This window comes from Noviherbaspirillum massiliense JC206, assembly GCF_000312045.1.
In the GTDB taxonomy this organism is placed as follows: Bacteria; Pseudomonadota; Gammaproteobacteria; order Burkholderiales; family Burkholderiaceae_D; genus Noviherbaspirillum; species Noviherbaspirillum massiliense.
Genome location: NZ_HE978634.1, coordinates 1,371,112 through 1,390,224, shown reverse-complemented (window position 1 = coordinate 1,390,224; position 19,113 = coordinate 1,371,112). Strand labels below are relative to the sequence as shown.

The window sequence follows — 19,113 nt, the reverse complement described above, 5'->3', positions numbered from 1 at the left end:
CGCGGCGCCCAAAGCCGGTCGCTCAGCGATGGGCCTGCCGGCGCATCGCACGCAAGGCCTGTGGTGCAGAACAGGAGGATTCGCGCGTCCGTGTCCAACCAGTCCGGCATCCGCGCGGCCAGCATAGCCCGTATCTACGGCAGTTTATCCAGCATCGCCTTCATTTCCTGAGGTGAGAAGGCGCGCAAGGTCTGGGCATGTACGTTGCCCAGTGATCCGACCTTCAACTGCGCGGTTGCGACTGCCTCATCAGACCCATTCAGGGTGAGGATGATGTCGTACTTCCCCATCGTATAAAAGGCGCTCTGCACAGTGACCCCGAGTCCCTCTGCCATTGCCTTGAATGCGCTGAGTCGATCCGTCGTGTCCTTGACGTTCCGCATGCCCTGATCCGTGAAATTGATGAGCGAGACGTAGGTTGCCATGTCAACCTCCATTGAAATGGAGCAAGCGGGTCAAAAGCGGTCGATATCTCCTGCCAACATCCGCAAGCATTTCGCCTTCGGCCCCTTCATTCAACATAGGCTGCCGCCAGCCGGCCCGTTTAATCAAGCTCAAGCTATGCTTCCCGGACAGGTCACCGCTGCCGCCGGCCGTCTGCCGAAATGCGACCGTTGCGAAAGCGAAAGCGGCTATCAAGCAATGCTTTGGCCATCACTTGACAGGTAATGCATAAATCTCTGCCGCCTGGTGATTTATCAATTCCGGGAATGGCGCGCTATAGCAAAGACTGGTTCGCCAATAATTGCATGTCGCCACACCCATCAGGCACGGTCAATTCAGAAGAAGCTTTCCGGTATCACGAGGATATCGCCCGGACGCATGGGCATGTTGGCCGTAAGGTCGCCGTCACGAATGAGGTCGTTCAGGCGCACCGGAAGCTTCTGCTGGCGGCCGCTGACATTGCGCACGACGCTGGCCCGGTTGCCCGAGGCGAATTCCGTCAGTCCCCCCACCGCGATCACGACATCCATCAGCGACATGCCCTGGCGATAAGGCAGCGCCTGCGGCTTGGCTGCCTGGCCGATGACCCGTATCTGTTCGCCATATGGGCCCACGAATTCCTTGACCGTCACGGTGACGACGGGCTCCTGGATGTATTTCTTCAATGCCTGCTCGATGTCGCGCGCCAGCTCGGTCGAGGTCTTGCCGCTGGCTTGGAGATCCTCGACCAGAGGCGTGGTGATCTTGCCGTCCGGGCGCACCGGCACAGTGATCGACACATCCGGCTGGCGCCAGACCGAGATGACGATGGTGTCGCCAGGACCGATCCGGTATTCATGCTGGTACGACTGTTCCTGCGCCTGTGCATGCTGCTGTGCCCCCATGCTTGCGCATCCCGCGAGCCAGCAGAGCAGAAACATCAAAGCCGGCCATCTGATCCATGAAGTCTTACGGACAAGCGCCTGATTCATGTCGAGTTCTCCCTTGCCATGGCGACCCCGTTCCGGAGCCTGTGTTTTTCAGGGCCTAAGTATTGCTGTCCGGTATGTTGCTGCTTTGATAAATCTCAACGGTATGCGTTGCCACAATGAGCCGCGCCGGATGCCTCGCATAAACTCTTTTCACTCAACAAGGATGCGTGGCCTTTCGCATCCGCCACCAACGACAAGAATCCACAGGGAGACAAGGGATGCGTTTCATCCATCACAAGCGCAGCGCAAGCGTGGTCATGATTTCCGGTGCGCTCCTGCTCGCCGGCACCGTCACAGGATGCGGCAGCCCGCAGAGCGTGGATGCGCTGCTGGCCGATGCACGTCAGTACCAGCAGAAGGGCGACACGAAAGCCGCCATCATCCAGCTGAAAAACGCGATCGAGAAGAAGCCGGACGATCATGAACCGCGCTACCTGCTGGGCAGCCTGTATCTGGAGACGGGCGATGCCCAGTCGGCAGAAAAAGAATTTCGCAAGGCGATCGAACTCGGCATGAGCCGCCCGGAAGCCTTGGGCGGGCTGGCGAAAGCCCTGCTGATGCAAGGCCAGTTCCAGAAGGTACTGGATGAAACCCGGCCAGCCCTTGCGGCGGGAAGCGAGCCGACCCTGCTGACATTGCGCGGCGATGCATTGCTGGCGCTTGGCAAGACCCGGGAAGCACGCGAAGCATTCGAAGCGGCAAGAAAGGACCATGCCGATTTTCCCGGCGCGCTGATCGGCCTGGCAAAGCTTGCATGGAATGACAAGGATGCCGAAGCAGCGCTGCGCCTTGCCGGGCAGGCGGTGGACAAGAATCCGTCGAATGCCGATGCCTGGCAGCTCAAGGCGGAACTCCTGCGCATGCAGGGCGAGGCCGATGCCTCGCTCGCCGCCCTCGACGAGGCGATCAGGCTCAAGCCCGATCATTTCAATGCGCGCATTTCCAGGGCCAACATGGCAATCGCCAGGGGACAGCTCGAAGCGGCGCGGGCCGATCTCGAGGCCGTGCGCAAGACGCAGCCGAACAGCCTCATGGGCCTGTACACCCAGGCTCTGCTCGACTACAGGCAGGGCCGGCATGCTGCGGCGCTGGAATCGCTGCAGCGCGTACTGAAGGTAGCGCCCGACCACATGCCCAGCCTGCTCCTGGCCGGCGCAACCGAGTATGCACTGGGCTCGCTCAGGCAGGCCGAAGTACACCTGAAAACCTACCTGGACCGCAATCCGGGCGACCTGTATGCACGCAAGCTGCTTGCGGCCAGTCTGCTGAAGAGCGGCGAGCCGCAACGTGCCGCCGAACTGCTGGACGCGGTGCTCGCGAAGTCGCAGCAGGACGCGCAATTGCTTTCTCTCGCCGGCGAGTCGCACATGGCGACGCGTGACTTCGCCAGGGCCAGCGCCTACCTCGAAAAAGCGAGCGCGCTTGCGCCCAACGATGCAATCATCCGCACTTCCCTCGGAAAGAGCCGGTTGGCACAGGGCGACGAGACCAGCGCGCTGCTCGACCTCGAGGCGGCGACCAGCCTCGATCCCAAATCGCCGCAGGCCGGACTGATGCTCGCCATGACCTACCTGCGCGCCGGGAAACATGACAAGGCCCTTGCCGCCGCGCGCACGCTCGAGAGCCGGCAACCCGACAGTCCTCTGATACAGAACCTGAAGGCTGCCATCTATCTGGCAAAGAAGGATCGCGGCAGCGCGCGCACCAGCCTCGAAAAGGCGCTGGAACTGAATCCCGTGTATTTCCCCGCTGCCGCCGGACTGGCGCAACTCGATCTGCAGGACAAGAAGCCGGAGGATGCGAGAAAGCGCTTCGAAGCCTTGCTCGACAAGGACAAGAAAAATGTCCAGGCCATGCTCGCACTCGGCCGGCTCGCCGCGGCACAGGGCCAGCCGGAACAGGCCCTGTCCTGGTTTGAGCGCGCCAGCACCGAGCATCCGGACGCGATCGAGCCCGCTGCCCTGCTTGCGGACCAATATCTGCGCGCGGGTCAAAAACTGAAGGCGCTCACCCTCGCCCGGAAGATGCATCTCACCAATCCGTCCAGGCCGGAAGCGCTCGAACTGCTGGCCAACGTCCAGCAAGCCGCCGGCGACAAGGCCGAAGCACTGGAAAGCCTGCAGAAGCTTGCCACCCTGCTGCCGGCCTCCGCGCCCGTGCATTACCGCATCGCCCTGTTGCAGGCATCCGGCCAGGACCCGGCTGCGGCGACCGACAGCCTCAAAAAGGCCTTGGCCCTGAAACCGGATTACCTCGAGGCACAGGCAGCGCTGGCAAAGCTGGAAATCACGAAGGGAAGATACGAACAGGCGCTCGCCATCGCGCGCACCGTCCAGAAGCAGCGTGCGAAATCCCCGGCCGGCCACGTGCTGGAAGCGGAGATCCTGACGGCGCAAAAGAAACCGGCAAACGCCGCGCATGCCTACGAGCAGGCGCTCGCCCTCGGTGGACAAGGTCCGCTGATCGTCAAGCTCCATGAGGCGCTGCGCGCCGCCGGAAAGAACAAGGAAGCGGATGCACGCATCACGAAGTGGCTCAGCGATCATCCGACTGATGTGACGACCCGCCTGTACTTTGCGGAAACGCAGATGGCCGATGGGCAGAACAAGGCGGCCATCCGGCAGTTGCGCGCCGTGCTGGACCAGCAACCGAACAACCTGGCAGCGCTGAACAACATCGCTTGGGCCTATCACCAGGAGAAGGATGCGCAGGCGCTGGAATATGCCGAAAAGGCGTACCGCATCGATGCGGCCAATGCCGCCGTGCTGGACACACTCGGGTGGATACTGGTGGAGCGGAACGACATCGCGCGCGGACTGCCGCTACTCGAGAAGGCCGTATCCCTCGCGCCCGACGCGCCGGAGCTCCGCTATCACCTGGCACGCGGCCTGATGAAATCGGGCGACAAGTTCCGGGCGCGGCAGGAACTGGAGCGACTGCTGGGCTCGGGCAAGGATTTTTCCGCCATCACCGAAGCGCGTGCCATGCTGGCGCAACTCTGAGCCCGCCTCCCCGATCAGGCTTGCGCGCTCCTGAACGTGGCGCGTTATTGCCCGCACCGAAAGTGGCGGCCCTGCCCCTGCACGCCGCGCATCGGCATAGTTCGTATCTTCGCATTGCCACTGCCAGCGGCATCGAGCGATGCACCGGAGTCAGTGCCGCCGACAGGCGGCGCTGCGGCCTGCGACGCGTCCGGCCATCCTCATCCAGGGAGTGTGTTGGCAGGTCGGCGGATCGTCCCTGTCTTCGACTGTCGGAGATCCTTACAGTCGCCGGCCCCTGCCAAAAAAAGTCCTTATGAATCAATCACCGTATGACATGGAACAAGGTTTGCTCATGAGGTAAGACCTTGCTCCTCAAGGCAAGGGAGGCCTGACAATCAACAATCAATCTCATGGAGAAAAAATGAAATTCCCGCGTTTATCAAAATGGCTGTCCGCCGGCCTGGGTGCCGTCGCCCTGACGCTGTCGATGTCAGCCAGCGCTGTCCCCTTCAGCATCACAAGCGGCTACTTCACAGTCGGATCCGGCTACGGCACCGGAAGCGGCCAGCTCGATGCCACCTTCACCAACCTGGTGACGCCGCAGTCCTTCGACCTCGGTGTCGGCGAAACCCAGTCTTTCCTGTTCGGCCGCGTGCAGCTCAATGAAAGCTGCATCAACTCCGGCAATATCCTGGTCGACTTGCTGACCGGTTGCGGTGTCGGCGGCGACGAGCGCAACAACCTCGGCGTCACTGCGAATCTCGTCTTTACGAATCCGCTCTCCGCACTCGTGCAAAACGTTGCCATCACCGGCGCTTTTGCCGGCACAGTGAACGGCGACAACGCCACCGACTACTTCATCGACTTCAGCCCGGTCACCGTCAGCTTTGGCGATGGCGGCGCATTCGTCGTCGATATCGGCGACCTGTATTTCAACCGCACCGGCTCCATCACCAACGGCGCCAACGTCACGCTGACCGCAGCGCCGGTTCCCGAGCCTGCAACCTCGATGCTTCTCGGCGCAGGCTTGCTGGGCTTGATCGGCGTCGCACGTCGCCGCCGCTCCAGTCTTTGATAAGAGCCGGTAATCCAGCGAACATCCGGCGGCCTTCGGGCCGCTGTTTGCTTCAGCATGAAACGGCGAAAGCAGACAAACGCCGCCACACCGGCAATGCACATATCTATGTCGGATTTTTTTACAGCGAAGCCGTCGAACAGCGGCAACTGAAGGGGCAGCCGGAAAAATCCCTTTGCAATGAATGACTTGTCGTTTCGGCATGGCGCTTGCTTTATCAGCCGCCAGCAACAACCGGGTATCTGATTCGCGTTCGCATACTGAAAGATCAAAAATGAAAAAACTATTCTCAATCGCCCTCGCATCTGCACTTCTCGCTTTGGGCAGCGCCAATGCTGCACCTATCACCTTTACCGGCACCTCCGGCAATCTCGCCGCATCAGCGAGTTTCGATGTCGTCGGCAGCGACCTCGTCGTCACCCTGAGCAATATCGGCGGCGATGCGCTGGTGCCGGCCGACCTGCTGACCGCGGTGTTCTTCACTTTGGCCGGCAACCCGACTCTCGGGTCAGGCTCGGCGATACTCAATACCGGAAGCACGGTGCTCTTTGATCCCCAAGGGCAGCCGGCCGGCGGCGTGGTCGGCGGCGAATGGGCTTATCTCAACGGCATCAGCGGACCGAATGGTGCGAATAAGGGAATCAGTTCATCCGGCTTCGGACTGTTCGGCGGCGCGACCTTCCCGGGTCCTGATCTCGATCCGCCGTCCGCCGTCGCCGGATTCAATTACGCGCTGCTGCCGGCTGCCGACAATCCCGCTACCGGCAACAATCAGTTAACGGGTAACGTGCCCCTTGTCAAAAGCTCGGTAGTGTTTCGTCTCACCGGCATCGATGCGGCATTCGACCCCTCCGCTCCCGGCGCCATCACTAACGTGAGCTTCCAGTACGGCACCTCGCTGAGCGAACCCAACGTCAAGGCAGACACTCCGCCACCGCCGACCGGCAATGTGCCGGAACCCGGCATGCTGGCCCTGCTCGGCATCGGGCTGGCCGGCCTTGGTGTTGTCCGGCGCCGCCGCTGATGGTTAGCGGGAGCGGCTGCGCCGCTCCCGTGAATCTGCTTCCGGCAAACGCCGGAAGCGGTGCAGTGCTTTTGTCTCTTCCAACTGCATCACCCGCTCAGGGTGAGCGCCATAAGTATTTCATTTGTGCATCTTCCTGCTTCGCTCGCCCGGTTTGATTGTCATTCTTACCATTGACCGATATCAAATCTTACCGGGGGGATACAGGTAACCTTCTATTGCCTAATCAGCGTGCAACCAAGAATTAACAATCGAAAAGCACGCCGCCAAAATATATCAGGGAGCCTTGGAGAAGATGGAAGAACAAATCGCCCAGCTGGTCTCGCATCTCAAGGGAATCTGGAAATACCGCTGGCATGCCGTCGCCACGGCATGGATCGTGGCGGTTGCCGGAGGCATCGCGGTCTTCCTGATGCCGGACAAATACCAGGCAAGCGCGCGCGTCTATGTGGACACCCAGAGCATACTGAAGCCGCTGCTGTCGGGCATGACAAGCGTTCCCAATGTGGAACAGCAGGTCGCCATCATGAGCCGCACCCTGCTCAGCCGGCCGAACCTGGAAAGGCTCGTCCGCATGGTCGACCTCGACGTCAAGGCCAAGACGCCCAAGGAGCAGGAAGCCATCATCGACAAGCTGAGCAACGACATCACGCTCGGCGGCAATGCCCGCGACAACATCTACACGCTCGCCTACAGCAATCGCGATCCCAGGCTGGCCAAGGAAGTCGTGCGCTCCCTGCTGACCATCTTTGTCGAGGGCGGCATCGGCGACAAGAAGAAGGAATCGGAAAAGGCGGTCAACTTCATCGAAGAGCAGATCAAGATGTATGAAGACAAGCTGATTGCGGCGGAGAACGCCCTCAAGGATTTCAAGCTGAAGAATTCCGGGCTGGTTTCCCGCCAGGGCGGCGATTATGGCGCCAAGCTGTTCGAGGCCACGGAAAACCTGAACCAGGCGAAGCTGGAACTGCGTGAAGCCGAGCAGGCGCGCAATGCCATCAAGCGGCAGATCAGCGGCGACGACGCACAAGGCGCTGACTCGACCGTCACCCCCGCAATCGCCAATGCGGAAATCGATTCCCGCATCCAGGCATTGAACAAGAACCTCGATTCCCTGCAAATGCAGTACACGGATGAGCATCCGGACATCGTTTCCACCAAGCGCCTGATCGCGCAGCTTGAAGCGCGCAAGCTGGAGGAAGCAAAGACGAAGAAGCCGGCCGACCCCGGGATCAATTACAGCCCGATGCTGCAGCAGCTCAATGTCTCGCTGGCGGCAGCGGAAGCGAAGGTCGCTTCCATGCGCGCCCGCGTGGAAGAATATGCGGCACGCGTCAATCACCTGAAGGCACTCAATGTCGCCATGCCGGAAGTGGAAGCGCAGCTCGCCCAGCTGAACCGCGACTACCAGATCAACAAGGACAATTACGAAAAACTCCTCGGCCGCCGTGAAGCCGCGAAGCTGTCGGGCGAGTTGACCGCTACGACCGAAATGATGACTTTCCGGGTGGTGGATCCCCCCATGGTGCCGCTCAAGCCTTCCGCCCCGAACCGCCCGCTCCTGCTCGCAGGCGTCCTGCTGGGCTCCTTGCTCGCGGGCGTCGGCGCCGCCTTCCTCATGAGCCGTGTCCGGCCGACTTTCGTTACCCAGTACAGCCTGCGCGAGGCAACCGGCCTGCCGATACTCGGCGCCGTGGCCATGCATTGGACGGAGCAGGAAAAGGCGCGGCGCAGGAAAGGCCTGCATGCCTTCAGCCTCGCCTGCATGCTGCTGGTCGTCCTCTACAGCGGGCTGATATCGACCATCATGCTGAAGGCATAAACGGTTCGCTTCCTTCCCACGGGATCGAGCCTCCATCCGCCGCCCCATTCGGGGCAGCGCAATGGGAAGTGCACCGACAAGACACCAAATTCACCGGGAGAACCTGTGAGCATTATCGAAAAAGCTGCGAGCCGGCTTCAGCAAAACACGAGAGATGCAGCGCCTCGCCTGGAGGCAGTGCCGCCTCCGGCAATCCTGGAGCGCACGATCGAGCGCGAGATCAAGCCCGTGCACAAGGAAGAAGTCCGCCAGCCGCGGAAAGTCTCACCACGGCAGGACATGGATCTTGCGCGCCTGCGGCAGCACGGCATGGTCGTGCCGAACGTCGAGAAATCCCAGGTGGCGGAAGAATTCCGCTTCATCAAGCGTCCGCTCCTGAAGAACGCGGCGCGTACCGGCGAGGACGCAGGCAATCGCAGCAACCTGATCATGGTGACCAGCGCCCTGCCGGGCGAGGGGAAGACCTTCTGCGCAATCAACCTGGCGATGAGCATCGCGATGGAAGTGGACCACCGCGTCCTGCTGGTCGATGCCGACGTGGCACGGCCGTCGGTGCTGCGCACGCTCGGGCTGGAATCCGGACCGGGCCTGATGGACCTGCTGCTCGATGAACAGCTTGACGTGGCCGATGTCCTGCTCAGGACCAATGTCGAACGGCTTTCCATTCTTCCCGCCGGCAAAAGCGACAAGAATGCCACCGAGCTGCTGGCGAGCCAGGGAATGAGCCGCCTGCTGGCCGAGATCGGCAGCCGCTATTCCGACCGCATCGTGATCTTCGATTCGCCGCCGCTGCTCCTGACCAGCGAGGCCCGCGTACTGGCGAGCCAGATGGGACAGATCGCGGTCGTGGTGGAGGCGGAAAAAACCACGCAGAACGCGCTCAGGGATGCGCTGCGCAAGATCGAGGCCTGCACCAATGTCAGCCTCATCTACAACAAGAGCCGCGGCTTTGCCGACGCGGACGGTTATGGGTATTACAGCTGAAATGGGGTCGCGGACCACGCCGCGGGCTTTCATTCCGCTCGCCTGCACCCTGGCTACGGCAGCGCTCGTTCTGCCCTGCCGGGCCGGTGCCGCGGAGTGGAAGCTGCTGCCCGGCATCGATCTCCGGGAAACCTATACCGATAACGTCACGCTCGCGCCGCGCGGCCAGGAACGCAGCGATTTCATCACCGAACTCACGCCGAGGATCGCGCTGGCAGCAATCGGATCCCGACTGAAGCTGCAGGGCATGTACGCCATGCGGAACTTCTACTATGCGCGCGAAGGCGACACGATGACTCTGCACGAACTGTCGGCCTCCGCCAATGCCGAGCTGCTGAAGGACCTGTTCTTCCTGGATGGCGGCGCGTCGATCAGCCCGCAGAGCGTTTCCCCTTTCGGCCCGCGGCTCGAGGAATCCGGCAACCGCAACAGCAACCGTGCCGAGGTAAGGACCTACAGCATCAGCCCCTACCTGCGTCACGACTTCGGCCACACCGTTTCTTCCGAACTGCGCTACAGCCGCGACTCGGTCACGAGCGATACCGGCGACCTGCTGGACAGCCAGTCGGACCGCGTCCTCCTGGTGTTGAGGAATGGCACCGACTTCAGAAAGCTTCGCTGGGACCTGCAATACGACCAGCAGCAGATCGATTATTCCGATGGGCCCAATGTCGAGCTGAAGGTTTTGTCGGGAAACCTGCGCTACCTTGTTTCTCCGATGTTCAGCCTGTTCGCCGGTGCAGGCTATGAAAGGAACACCTACGCGACGCTCGGCGAAAAGCCGGAAGGGCGATTCTGGTCGGCCGGCGCAGCATGGGCGCCGACTATCCGTACCAGCATCGAAGCCAGCGCCGGCAAGCGCTACTTCGGCAATACCTACTCCTTCGCGGGCAGCCATCGCACGCGCAGCACCGCCTGGAGCCTCGGCTACCGGGAAGACATCACGACCGCGCGTTCCCAGTTCCTGCTGCCGGTTGCCATCGACACCGCCGGATTTCTCAACCAGCTCTGGACGACGGCCATTCCCGATCCCGCCGTGCGCAAGCAGACGGTCGATAATTTCATCCGGGATGCGGGCCTGCCCACGACGCTTTCCTATCCGGTGAACGCCTTTACCAACCAGGTCTTCCTGCAGAAAAGCCTGAATGGCTCGGTCGCCGTCAGCGGTGTCCGAAACACCGTCGTCTTCAGCGCCTTCCGCACCGTGCGCTCGCCGGAATCGACGCCGGATTCGGACCAGCTCGCCGCCGCCGCGAACAGCCTGGTGCTGGCCGACAGCCTTCATCAGGTAGGAGCGGACGTCCTGTGGAACCTGCGCCTCAGCACGCGCACCAGCGGGAACATCGGTGCCAACTTCACCCGCGCCACGTCGGATATCACCGACCGGACGGACAGGCAATGGACTGCCAGGATCGGCCTGATCCACCAGTACGCGCCGAAAGTCAAAGGCGGGGTCGAGCTGCGGCACTTCCAGCAGCACTCCAGCCAGCCCGGCAACGACATTCGCGAGAATGCGCTTGCCGCTTTCGTTTCGATCGGATTCTAGGGAGCCTGTCCAGCCATGTACGAGTCATACTACGGCCTCGATGCCAATCCCTTCCAGCTCAAGCCCGATCCGCATTTCTTCTTCGGCAGCAAGGGGCACAAGCGCGCCATGGCCTACCTCGAATACGGCCTGTCGCGGGAGGAAGGCTTCATCGTCATCACGGGCGAAGTCGGTGCCGGCAAGACGACCCTGGTACGCAACCTGTTCCGCAAGCTCGAATCCGGCACGGTGCGTGCCGCCCAGATCGTGAACACGCATCTCGATGAGGACGACATCCTGCGCGCGGTTGCCGCTGCCTTCGGTCTTCCTTTCGAAAATGCAGGCAAGGCGACGATGCTGAACCGGCTCGAAATCTTCCTGCGCCAGTGCGGCCAGCATGGAAAGCGCGCCCTGCTGGTGGTCGACGAGGCGCAGAACCTCAGTCCGCGTGCGGTCGAGGAATTGCGGATGCTGTCAAATTTCCAGACATCCGACAAATGCCTGCTGCAGACCTTCCTGCTCGGCCAGCCGGAATTCCGCAAGACCCTGCTGAGTCCGGACATGGAACAGCTGCGGCAAAGGGTAATCGCCAGCTGCCATCTCGGGCCGATGGATTGCGCCGAAACCCGTTCCTACATCGAACACCGCCTGCACACGGCCGGCTGGCGCGGCGATCCGTCGCTGCATGCCGAAGCGTACGGTGCCATCCATGAATTCTCGGGCGGCATTCCGCGCCGGATCAACACGCTCTGCGACCGGTTGTTCCTCATGGGTTGCCTGGAAGAGCTCCACGCCTTTGGCAAGGCCGAGGTCGATGAAGTGATCGCGGATATCCGGCAGGAATTCACCCTGCCGCCGCCGCTGGTCCCGCAGAACTGAAAGCGCGTTCGACACCGCGTCCGGTTCCGGTGCGAGCGGCACGGCCTTGCTGCGCCGCCCGCATGCAAACGCAGCCGCAAGCGGCAAACCTCCCGCAGAAGGTCCGGAATACCGCCGATGCCGATCCTTCAGGCTAGCCCCTGACCCTTCTGCGGCGGGCACCGCACAATCCAAGCAGTCCGACGCCAAGCAGCGCAGCCGTAGCCGGTTCAGGAATCGCTGCATGCGTGTCATCCTGATCCGGACTGGATGCAGCGATCCGCACGAGAAGCTGGTCGGCAAACGACCATGCTCCGCTGTCGCCTGCCCACAAGCCATAGAGCTGGCCCTTGCCATCCTGCCAGTCGCAATGCCGGTATGTGTTGCTGAAATAGGCGGCGGCGCATGCGGCCGCTCCGGTCAGGGCCGAATTGCCGAAGGTGAATCGGGCTCCGCTCACGGCATCGGTTCCGCCGAGCGGCACGTTCGCCCCGTCAAAGATGAAGTCCGTCGCAAGCGGTGCCATGGCAAGTTCTTCCAGCGTGGGAAGACGCCAGCCATATGCCCCCTGGACGGAAAGATCGATGCCCGCGCTCGCCGGCAAGGGAGATCCCCATGCCCAGTCGAGGCCATTCTGCGTGATGTAAGCGTTATCCGGTAGAGGCGCATTGATCAGTGCTGCCTGCGCACTGGCAAAGCTCCCGGCCAGTGCAAGCGCCGTACAGGCGCGTAAGAGTTGCCGAGTCATTCTCCATCCCTTGTTGTTCGTTATGGTTCAAGCATGAATTTCCGGAACGCATGAAGCAGGATTAATGCCCAGATTTACATGCCTGATAATTAACGGGATTTTTCTTCGGCCTCGTTCGCGCTGTAAGAAGCACCGACATCCTTCCTGATCGCACTCGCATCCATCCTTCCATGTGAAGAGAAATGCGTATGGCGCAGCAAGCCATTGCAAGCACAAGTTCTCGCTCGTTGGAAAGATTGCGACTCCTTAATCATTTGTTTTTTGTCAATGTCTGGCACGGGAGCGACTTGCACAATAGCCCCTGTCATGCCGCACATAGAAAAACAATCGCGGCGGTCCAGACAAGAGCCAGCACATCAGAAGCGGCCACGACCGAAGAGAAAAGCAATCAGGGAGTGAACCTATGCATGCCTTTCAGCGAGTGGAGATAAGGGGAGAGATCGACAGCCTTCGGCAAGCCTTGCATGCTGCAGCGCGTTCCGGCTGCAGCGTGTGTTGTTCGACATAGGCCCGGAACTACGGCCAGTCCGCGGGATGAGCGCAAAGCCGCGCTCCTGCCGGGCGCCGGCAAAGGAAAAAGGCAGGCCCTGTCCGTCGCTGTCCAGGGCCTGCCAGCGCCGCGCCCGCTCATTACCTGCCGATTGTCGCCGTATTCCGCCGCTTCCTCCTTGCGCTTGATCACCATTGACGCATTTCGATGCTGTCCGATGACACGTTGAGAGATACCTCGCCTATGCAGATGCCCACACCCGACCACCGTCCGCGCCCGCGCATTCTCTGCGTGGTCGGAGCGCGTCCCAATTTCATGAAGATGGCGCCGATCATGGCCGCACTGAGCGAGTATGCTCCCGAGCTTGATGCACGGCTGGTTCACACCGGCCAGCATTACGACAAGTCCATGAATCATCAGTATTTCGACGCGCTAGGCATTCCCGCGCCGGATATCAACCTGGAAGTCGGCTCCGGCAGCCACGCGGCGCAGACGGCCGATGTCATGCGCCGCTTCGAGCCGGCGCTCGACGAGATCCGCCCCTCCGCCGTGCTGGTCGTCGGCGACATCAACTCCACCCTTGCCTGCGCCCTCGTCGCTGCCAAGAAAAGCATTCCCGTCATCCATGTCGAAGCCGGCCTGCGCAGCTTCGATCGCAGCATGCCGGAAGAAATCAACCGCATCCTCACCGACCAGCTTTCCGACCTGCTGTTTACCACCGAAAGGCATTGCCGCGACAACCTGCTGCGCGAAGGCATAGCCGAGACGCGCATCCACTTCGCAGGCAACGTAATGATCGATACCCTGCACCGCAATCTGCAGCGGGCCGTCCCGGTGGCGGACATCCTGCGTCACGCCGGCAGAAAGGACTTCCCCGCAGACCGTGGCGGATTCGCGGTCGTCACCATGCACCGTCCATCCAATGTGGATGACCCGCACATCCTCGGCAGGCTGCTGGATACCATCGCGCAGGCTGCGCATAGGCTGCCCGTCATTTTCACGATCCACCCCCGTACGCGCTCGATGATCGACAAGTTCGGGCTGCGCAGGAAACTGGATGTACCGCGCCTGCTGGCGTTACCTCCGATGGGCTATCTCGAAATGCTCGGGCTCATGAAGGATGCACGCGTCGTGCTGTCCGATTCCGGCGGCATTCAGGAAGAGACCACTGCGCTCGGCGTGCCGTGCATCACTCTCCGGAACAATACCGAAAGGCCGGTCACGGTCGACGAGGGAACCAATATCCTCGCCGGCCAGGACCCGGAACGCATCCTCGCGCTGCTCGACGAGACCCTGCGCACCGGCGGCAAGGTGGGCCGGATACCGGAATTCTGGGATGGCAAGACATCGGTGCGAATCGCGCAGACCATACGGTCCTGGGCCGGCAAGGGCTTCCCGAGATGAATACGCGACCGTGCCTGGCCCAGGCCATCAAGAGGAGACATGCGATGCCGGCAACCCAGATCCGCAATGCGATGACGATCGACGTGGAAGACTATTTCCAGGTATCGGCCTTCGACGCCCATATCGCCCGCAGCCGCTGGTCGCAGATGGACTGCCGGGTGGAAGCGAATGTGGACCGCATCCTTCGCCTGATGGAGGAAGCCGGCATCAAGGGCACGTTCTTCACGCTCGGCTGGATCGCCGAGCGCTACCCGGGCATGGTCAAACGCATCGCCGCGAACGGCCATGAACTGGCAAGCCACGGCTATGCGCATCATCGCGCCACCGAACTCAGCGCCGGCGAATTCCTCCAGGACATCCGCCGCAGCAAGGCGCTGCTGGAGGATATCAGCGGCCAGAAGGTGCTGGGCTACCGTGCGCCGAGCTTTTCCATCGGGAAGAAGAACCTGTGGGCGCTGGACATGCTGTACGACGCGGGCTACCGCTACAGCTCGAGCATTTACCCGATCCAGCACGATCACTATGGCATGCCGGATGCCCCGCGCTTCGCCTTTTATCCGAACGGCAGAAACGGGCTCCTGGAACTGCCGATCACGACCGTGCGCCTGATGCAGCGAAACCTGCCCTCCGGCGGCGGCGGCTACTTCCGTCTTTTGCCTTACGCGGTATCGCGCTGGCTGCTGCAGCGGGTCAATACCGAAGACCGGCAGCCCGGCATCTTTTATTTCCACCCGTGGGAAATCGATCCCGGCCAGCCGCGCGTGCCGGGCCTGTGCATCAAGACCCGTTTCCGCCACTACGTCAATCTCCACCGCACAGAGGCGCGCATCAAGGCATTGACGCGCGACTTCCGATGGGACCGCATGGACAATATCTTCCTGGTGAAAAATTGAGCACACTGACAGAACTCCGGCAGGGTCGTCCCCAGGCCCACGCCGATGCGCCACAGACCATCGTTCGACTGCTGCTTCCGGGGGATGAGGCGAGATGGGACGCCTTCGTCCTCGACTGCGCGGAGGCGAGCTTCTTCCACCGTGCCGGCTGGAAGTCGGTGATCGAGCGCGCCTTCGGCCACAAGACCTGGTTCTTCTATGCCGAGGCCGGCGGGCAAATCGTGGGTGTGCTGCCGCTGGCGGAAATCAGGAGCCGGCTGTTCGGCCACTCGCTCAGCTCGCTGCCGTTCTGCGTCTATGGCGGCATCGCGGCCGCCACCGATGCCGCGCGCGAGGCACTGCACAAGGCGGCGGAAAAGCTGGCCGCCGAACTGGAAGTCGGGCACCTGGAATACCGCAACCGCAGCCAGGCGCAGCCCGGATGGATCACCAGGGACCTCTACGTCACCTTCCGCAAGCAGATCCATGCCGACGAGGAAAGGAACATGCAGGCGATCCCGCGCAAGCAGCGCGCCATGGTGCGCAAGGGCATGCGCGCCGGATTGCAAAGCGCGACCGATGCCGACATCGGACGTTTCTTCCATGCCTATGCGTCCAGCGTGCACCGTCTCGGCACGCCGGTGTTTTCGAAAAAATACTTCCGCACCCTGAAGGAAGTGTTTGGCGAAGATTGCGAAATCCTCACCATCACCAAGGATGGCAGGGCCGTCAGCAGCGTGCTGAGTTTCTACTTCCGCAATGAAGTCCTGCCCTATTACGGCGGTGGTACGGAAGAAGCGCGCGAAGTGGCAGGCAACGATTTCATGTACTGGGAACTGATGCGCCGCGCTGCCGCGCGCGGGTGCACCGTCTTTGATTTCGGCCGCAGCAAGCGGGGCACCGGCCCCTACGATTTCAAGAAGAACTGGGGATTCGAGCCGGAACCCTTGCATTATTCCTATCAGTTGCACCGCGCACAGGCCGTGCCTGAAAACAATCCCCTGAATCCGAAATACCGCCTGTTCATCAAGCTGTGGCAGCGCCTGCCGCTGCCGGTCGCCAATGCAATCGGGCCTCGCATCGTCAGGAACCTTGGATAGCGGGATGAAGCATCTTCTCTTCCTGGCCCATCGCCTGCCCTATCCGCCCAACAAGGGGGACAAGATCCGTTCCTGGCATCTGCTGGAACATCTTGCGCAGCGCTTCCATGTGCATCTCGGCGCCTTCATCGACGACCCGGATGACCGGCGTCATGCCGGAACGGTGCGCCAGCTGTGCGGGGACACCTGCTTCCCGCGCCTGGACCCGCGCTGGGCAAGGCTGCAGAGCCTGGCCGCCCTGCCCGCCGGCCGTCCGCTCACGCTGGATTACTATCGCGACGCCGGCTTGCAGTCGTGGGTGGATGAGCTGATGCAAAGGCATCCGGTGTCCCATGTGCTCGTGTTCTCGTCTGCCATGGCCCAGTATGTGGAGGGGATGACGCAGGCGCGCCGCGTCATCGATTTCGTCGATGTCGATTCCGACAAGTGGGCGCAATATGCGCGCCGCGCCAGATGGCCGATGCGTGCCATCTACAGGCGCGAAGCGCGCCGGCTGCTTCGCTACGAGCGCCAGGTAGCACGGGCCTTCGACGCTTCCCTGTTCGTGTCCGAAGCAGAGGCGGCGCTGTTCCGCCGGCTTGCGCCGGAAAGTGTTAACAGGATCGGCTTCTTCGGCAACGGCGTGGATACCGGATATTTCGCGTCGGAGCGGGAATATCCGAATCCCTATCCGGCTCACGAATCCGCCATCGTGTTTACCGGCGCAATGGATTACTGGCCGAACGTCGACGCGGTGACATGGTTTGCGCACGACGTCCTGCCCGCCGTGCGCGCAAGGCATCCCAATGCCTGTTTCTATGTCGTGGGCTCGCGCCCGACGCCAGAGGTCAAGGCGCTGGCGGATCTGCCGGGCGTGCGCGTGACCGGCACCGTGCCGGACGTGCGCCCCTATCTCGCGCATGCAAGGATGGCAGTGGCACCGCTGCGCATCGCGCGCGGCATCCAGAACAAGGTGCTCGAAGCCATGGCCATGGCAAAGCCGGTGGTCGTCTCGCCTGCGGCCCTCGAAGGCATAGAAGCGCAGCCCGGTCGCGACTTGCTGCTGGCCGGGGATGCGCGGCAATTCGCCGAGGAGGTGGCGACGCTGCTGGCCCGGCCTGACGACGCCATAGGCCTGCGCGCGCGGGCGCGCGTCGAAGCGGCATACGGATGGGGCAGCCAGCTCGCCAAAGTCGATGCCCTGCTCGAGCCGTCTTCAGTGTCGACGAGCCCATTGCCGGAAGCAGCCCAGAGCAGCGTGCCAGCGGCGCTGCAAGAACCAAAGCTGCCGGTAAAGGAAGCGCCGTGAACGCTCCGCGCCCATATCCGGCCCATGTCCTGCCCGGCATCGTCCTGGCAGTTGCGCTGCTGGCGCCTCTGACCATTTATCTCGATACCGCCCGCTCCATCGTTTCGATCTGGAACAGCTCGGAAACCTTCGTGCATGGCTATGTCATCGCGCCGATCAGCCTGTGGCTCGTCTGGCGCCGGCGCGAAGAACTGATGCAGCTTCCCCTGAAGCCGTGCTGGCCTGCACTCGTGTTCCTGGCCGCGGCCGGCTTCGGCTGGCTGATGGCCGAACTCGCCAATGTGCAGGTAGTGCGGCAATACATGCTTGTGGCGATGCTGCCGCTCATCGTACTGGCCGTGGCCGGCATGAAAGTGGCGAGGACGCTCGCATTTCCCTTGTTCTTCCTGCTGCTGGCAGTGCCCTTCGGCGAAATCTTCATCGATCCCCTGATCCGCTTCACCGCCGACTTCACCGTGGCGGCACTGCAGTGGACCGGGATTCCGGTGCTGCGCAACGGCAGCCATTTCGAAATCCCTACCGGCAGCTGGTCGGTGGTCGAGGCCTGCAGCGGCGTGCGTTACCTGATTTCTTCCTTTACCCTCGGCTGCCTGTACGCCTACCTGAATTACCGTTCGCGCCTGCGCCGCGCCGCGTTCGTGCTGCTGTCGATCGTCGTTCCCATCATCGCCAACGGCGTGCGCGCCTACCTGATCGTGATGATCGGCCATCTCAGCGGCAACCGCCTTGCAGCGGGTGTGGACCATCTGATCTACGGCTGGGTGTTCTTCGGCATCGTGATGTTCCTGATGTTCTGGCTCGGCAGCTTCTGGCGGGAAGATGAAGCTGTCCCGCCTGCGCCTCGTACCCATGCAGCATCCGCTTCGGTGCGAATGCCATCGATTGCAGGGGCGGCCATTGCCAGCATCGCCTTTCTGGCATTCTGGCCCTGGTACGCAGGTATGGTGGACCGCGCTTCCTTCAATCCGGCGACGCCTTCCCTGAGCAGCTTCGCACCGGAGTGGAAGGAAGCCAAGCCGTTCACCGACTGGAAGCCCGGGTTCATGCCTTCGAACATGGAACTGCGGCGCTTCTTCGAGCGCGGGCAGGAGCACGTCGGTGTCTCCGTCATGTTTTATCGCAACCAGCGTCCGGACGCACAGCTGATCAGTTCGTCGAACCGCTTCGTTCCCGAAGGGGAGCAGCGCTGGCTGCATGCGGCCACCGTGGGCCGGATCGAATCGGTAGCCGGACACGAGCTGGCCCTGCGCGAGGCTCGCATCAGCGCCGGATCCAGCCAGCTGCTGGTCTGGTCGTGGTACTGGATAGATGGGCGGTTCACCGCCAGCGACTATGTCGGCAAGCTCCTGCAGGCCAAGGAAAAGCTGTTGCTGCGCGGTGATGACGGCGCGGCGCTTTTCCTTTTCGCGCCCTACACTTACAGTCCGGAAGAAGCGCGCGCCGCGATGCGCAGCTTCCTGGCCGGGCACCTGCAGCCTCTCGAGGCGGCACTCGGATTCAACAGGCAATGAGGGGATGAGAGCG

The 19,113-nt window shown here is 62.1% G+C and carries 16 protein-coding genes; 13 read left to right on the top strand and 3 right to left on the bottom strand.

Annotated features, from left to right (window positions below):
- Window positions 1-134: 134 nt before the first annotated feature.
- Window positions 135-425: a GYD domain-containing protein gene (locus HGHM_RS06925; protein ID WP_026075775.1), complete on the bottom strand. Its 291-nt coding sequence runs from the start codon at window positions 423-425 to the stop codon at window positions 135-137.
- Between HGHM_RS06925 and HGHM_RS23125 the strand changes: the two genes are divergently transcribed.
- A complete protein-coding gene (locus HGHM_RS23125; protein ID WP_148415418.1) occupies window positions 424-669 on the top strand; it encodes a hypothetical protein in 246 nt (81 codons plus the stop codon). The genes HGHM_RS06925 and HGHM_RS23125 overlap by 2 nt on opposite strands.
- Window positions 670-779: 110 nt before the next feature.
- On the opposite strand, the gene HGHM_RS06915 is transcribed toward HGHM_RS23125, so the two are convergent.
- A complete protein-coding gene (locus tag HGHM_RS06915; protein WP_019140790.1) occupies window positions 780-1,415 on the bottom strand; it encodes an XrtA/PEP-CTERM system exopolysaccharide export protein in 636 nt (211 codons plus the stop codon).
- 218 nt (window positions 1,416-1,633) lie between these two features.
- Here HGHM_RS06915 and prsT point away from each other — a divergent pair, with 218 nt between their 5' ends.
- The 7 genes from prsT (at window position 1,634) to HGHM_RS06875 (ending at window position 11,708) form a co-directional block, all read left to right on the top strand.
- Entirely contained in the window at window positions 1,634-4,417 is a 2,784-nt protein-coding gene (gene prsT / locus HGHM_RS06910) for an XrtA/PEP-CTERM system TPR-repeat protein PrsT (RefSeq protein WP_019140789.1), read from the top strand.
- Window positions 4,418-4,820: 403 nt separating this feature from the next.
- Entirely contained in the window at window positions 4,821-5,474 is a 654-nt protein-coding gene (locus HGHM_RS06905; protein WP_019140788.1) for a PEP-CTERM sorting domain-containing protein, read from the top strand.
- A 274-nt stretch (window positions 5,475-5,748) separates the two neighbouring features.
- Window positions 5,749-6,498, top strand: coding sequence for an XDD4 family exosortase-dependent surface protein (locus HGHM_RS06895; protein ID WP_019140786.1), 750 nt, complete (start codon window positions 5,749-5,751; stop codon window positions 6,496-6,498).
- 295 nt (window positions 6,499-6,793) lie between these two features.
- The gene (locus HGHM_RS06890; protein ID WP_019140785.1) at window positions 6,794-8,320 is read left to right on the top strand and encodes an XrtA system polysaccharide chain length determinant; all 1,527 of its coding nucleotides are present in this window, start codon (window positions 6,794-6,796) and stop codon (window positions 8,318-8,320) included.
- A 105-nt stretch (window positions 8,321-8,425) separates the two neighbouring features.
- Window positions 8,426-9,304, top strand: coding sequence for an XrtA-associated tyrosine autokinase (locus tag HGHM_RS06885; RefSeq protein WP_034348438.1), 879 nt, complete (start codon window positions 8,426-8,428; stop codon window positions 9,302-9,304).
- On the top strand, window positions 9,288-10,850 hold the full coding sequence (locus HGHM_RS06880) for a TIGR03016 family PEP-CTERM system-associated outer membrane protein (RefSeq protein ID WP_161603774.1): 1,563 nt from the start codon (window positions 9,288-9,290) through the stop codon (window positions 10,848-10,850). Before HGHM_RS06885 ends, HGHM_RS06880 begins: the two co-directional genes overlap by 17 nt.
- A 15-nt stretch (window positions 10,851-10,865) precedes the next feature.
- Complete coding sequence (locus tag HGHM_RS06875; protein WP_019140782.1) at window positions 10,866-11,708, top strand: XrtA/PEP-CTERM system-associated ATPase; 843 nt, start codon at window positions 10,866-10,868, stop codon at window positions 11,706-11,708.
- 133 nt (window positions 11,709-11,841) lie between these two features.
- On the opposite strand, the gene HGHM_RS06870 is transcribed toward HGHM_RS06875, so the two are convergent.
- Window positions 11,842-12,435, bottom strand: a complete 594-nt coding sequence (locus HGHM_RS06870; RefSeq protein ID WP_019140781.1) for a PEP-CTERM sorting domain-containing protein — start codon at window positions 12,433-12,435, stop codon at window positions 11,842-11,844.
- Window positions 12,436-13,168: 733 nt separating this feature from the next.
- On the opposite strand from HGHM_RS06870, the gene wecB reads away from it, so the two are divergent.
- The 5 genes from wecB to xrtA are packed head-to-tail and all read left to right on the top strand — an operon-like array spanning window position 13,169 to window position 19,100.
- Complete coding sequence (wecB, locus tag HGHM_RS06865) at window positions 13,169-14,329, top strand: non-hydrolyzing UDP-N-acetylglucosamine 2-epimerase (RefSeq protein ID WP_019140780.1); 1,161 nt, start codon at window positions 13,169-13,171, stop codon at window positions 14,327-14,329.
- 44 nt (window positions 14,330-14,373) lie between these two features.
- Complete coding sequence (locus HGHM_RS06860; protein WP_019140779.1) at window positions 14,374-15,222, top strand: XrtA system polysaccharide deacetylase; 849 nt, start codon at window positions 14,374-14,376, stop codon at window positions 15,220-15,222.
- Window positions 15,219-16,301, top strand: coding sequence for a FemAB family XrtA/PEP-CTERM system-associated protein (locus HGHM_RS06855; protein WP_019140778.1), 1,083 nt, complete (start codon window positions 15,219-15,221; stop codon window positions 16,299-16,301). Before HGHM_RS06860 ends, HGHM_RS06855 begins: the two co-directional genes overlap by 4 nt.
- 4 nt (window positions 16,302-16,305) lie before the next feature.
- The gene (locus HGHM_RS06850; RefSeq protein WP_019140777.1) at window positions 16,306-17,589 is read left to right on the top strand and encodes a TIGR03087 family PEP-CTERM/XrtA system glycosyltransferase; all 1,284 of its coding nucleotides are present in this window, start codon (window positions 16,306-16,308) and stop codon (window positions 17,587-17,589) included.
- Window positions 17,586-19,100, top strand: a complete 1,515-nt coding sequence (xrtA, locus tag HGHM_RS06845) for an exosortase A (RefSeq protein WP_019140776.1) — start codon at window positions 17,586-17,588, stop codon at window positions 19,098-19,100. The genes HGHM_RS06850 and xrtA overlap by 4 nt, the downstream gene beginning before the upstream one ends.
- Window positions 19,101-19,113: the final 13 nt, after the last annotated feature.

What these genes read in the sequence shown, in the direction of transcription:
- HGHM_RS23125 (WP_148415418.1), top strand. Translation starts at nt 424, where the DNA reads ATGTCAACCTCCATTGAAATGGAGCAAGCGGGTCAAAAGCGGTCGATA.
- HGHM_RS06925 (WP_026075775.1), bottom strand. Translation starts at nt 425, where the DNA reads ATGGCAACCTACGTCTCGCTCATCAATTTCACGGATCAGGGCATGCGG.
- HGHM_RS06915 (WP_019140790.1), bottom strand. Translation starts at nt 1,415, where the DNA reads ATGAATCAGGCGCTTGTCCGTAAGACTTCATGGATCAGATGGCCGGCT.
- prsT (WP_019140789.1), top strand. Translation starts at nt 1,634, where the DNA reads ATGCGTTTCATCCATCACAAGCGCAGCGCAAGCGTGGTCATGATTTCC.
- HGHM_RS06905 (WP_019140788.1), top strand. Translation starts at nt 4,821, where the DNA reads ATGAAATTCCCGCGTTTATCAAAATGGCTGTCCGCCGGCCTGGGTGCC.
- HGHM_RS06895 (WP_019140786.1), top strand. Translation starts at nt 5,749, where the DNA reads ATGAAAAAACTATTCTCAATCGCCCTCGCATCTGCACTTCTCGCTTTG.
- HGHM_RS06890 (WP_019140785.1), top strand. Translation starts at nt 6,794, where the DNA reads ATGGAAGAACAAATCGCCCAGCTGGTCTCGCATCTCAAGGGAATCTGG.
- HGHM_RS06880 (WP_161603774.1), top strand. Translation starts at nt 9,288, where the DNA reads ATGGGTATTACAGCTGAAATGGGGTCGCGGACCACGCCGCGGGCTTTC.
- HGHM_RS06875 (WP_019140782.1), top strand. Translation starts at nt 10,866, where the DNA reads ATGTACGAGTCATACTACGGCCTCGATGCCAATCCCTTCCAGCTCAAG.
- HGHM_RS06870 (WP_019140781.1), bottom strand. Translation starts at nt 12,435, where the DNA reads ATGACTCGGCAACTCTTACGCGCCTGTACGGCGCTTGCACTGGCCGGG.
- wecB (WP_019140780.1), top strand. Translation starts at nt 13,169, where the DNA reads ATGCAGATGCCCACACCCGACCACCGTCCGCGCCCGCGCATTCTCTGC.
- HGHM_RS06860 (WP_019140779.1), top strand. Translation starts at nt 14,374, where the DNA reads ATGCCGGCAACCCAGATCCGCAATGCGATGACGATCGACGTGGAAGAC.
- HGHM_RS06850 (WP_019140777.1), top strand. Translation starts at nt 16,306, where the DNA reads ATGAAGCATCTTCTCTTCCTGGCCCATCGCCTGCCCTATCCGCCCAAC.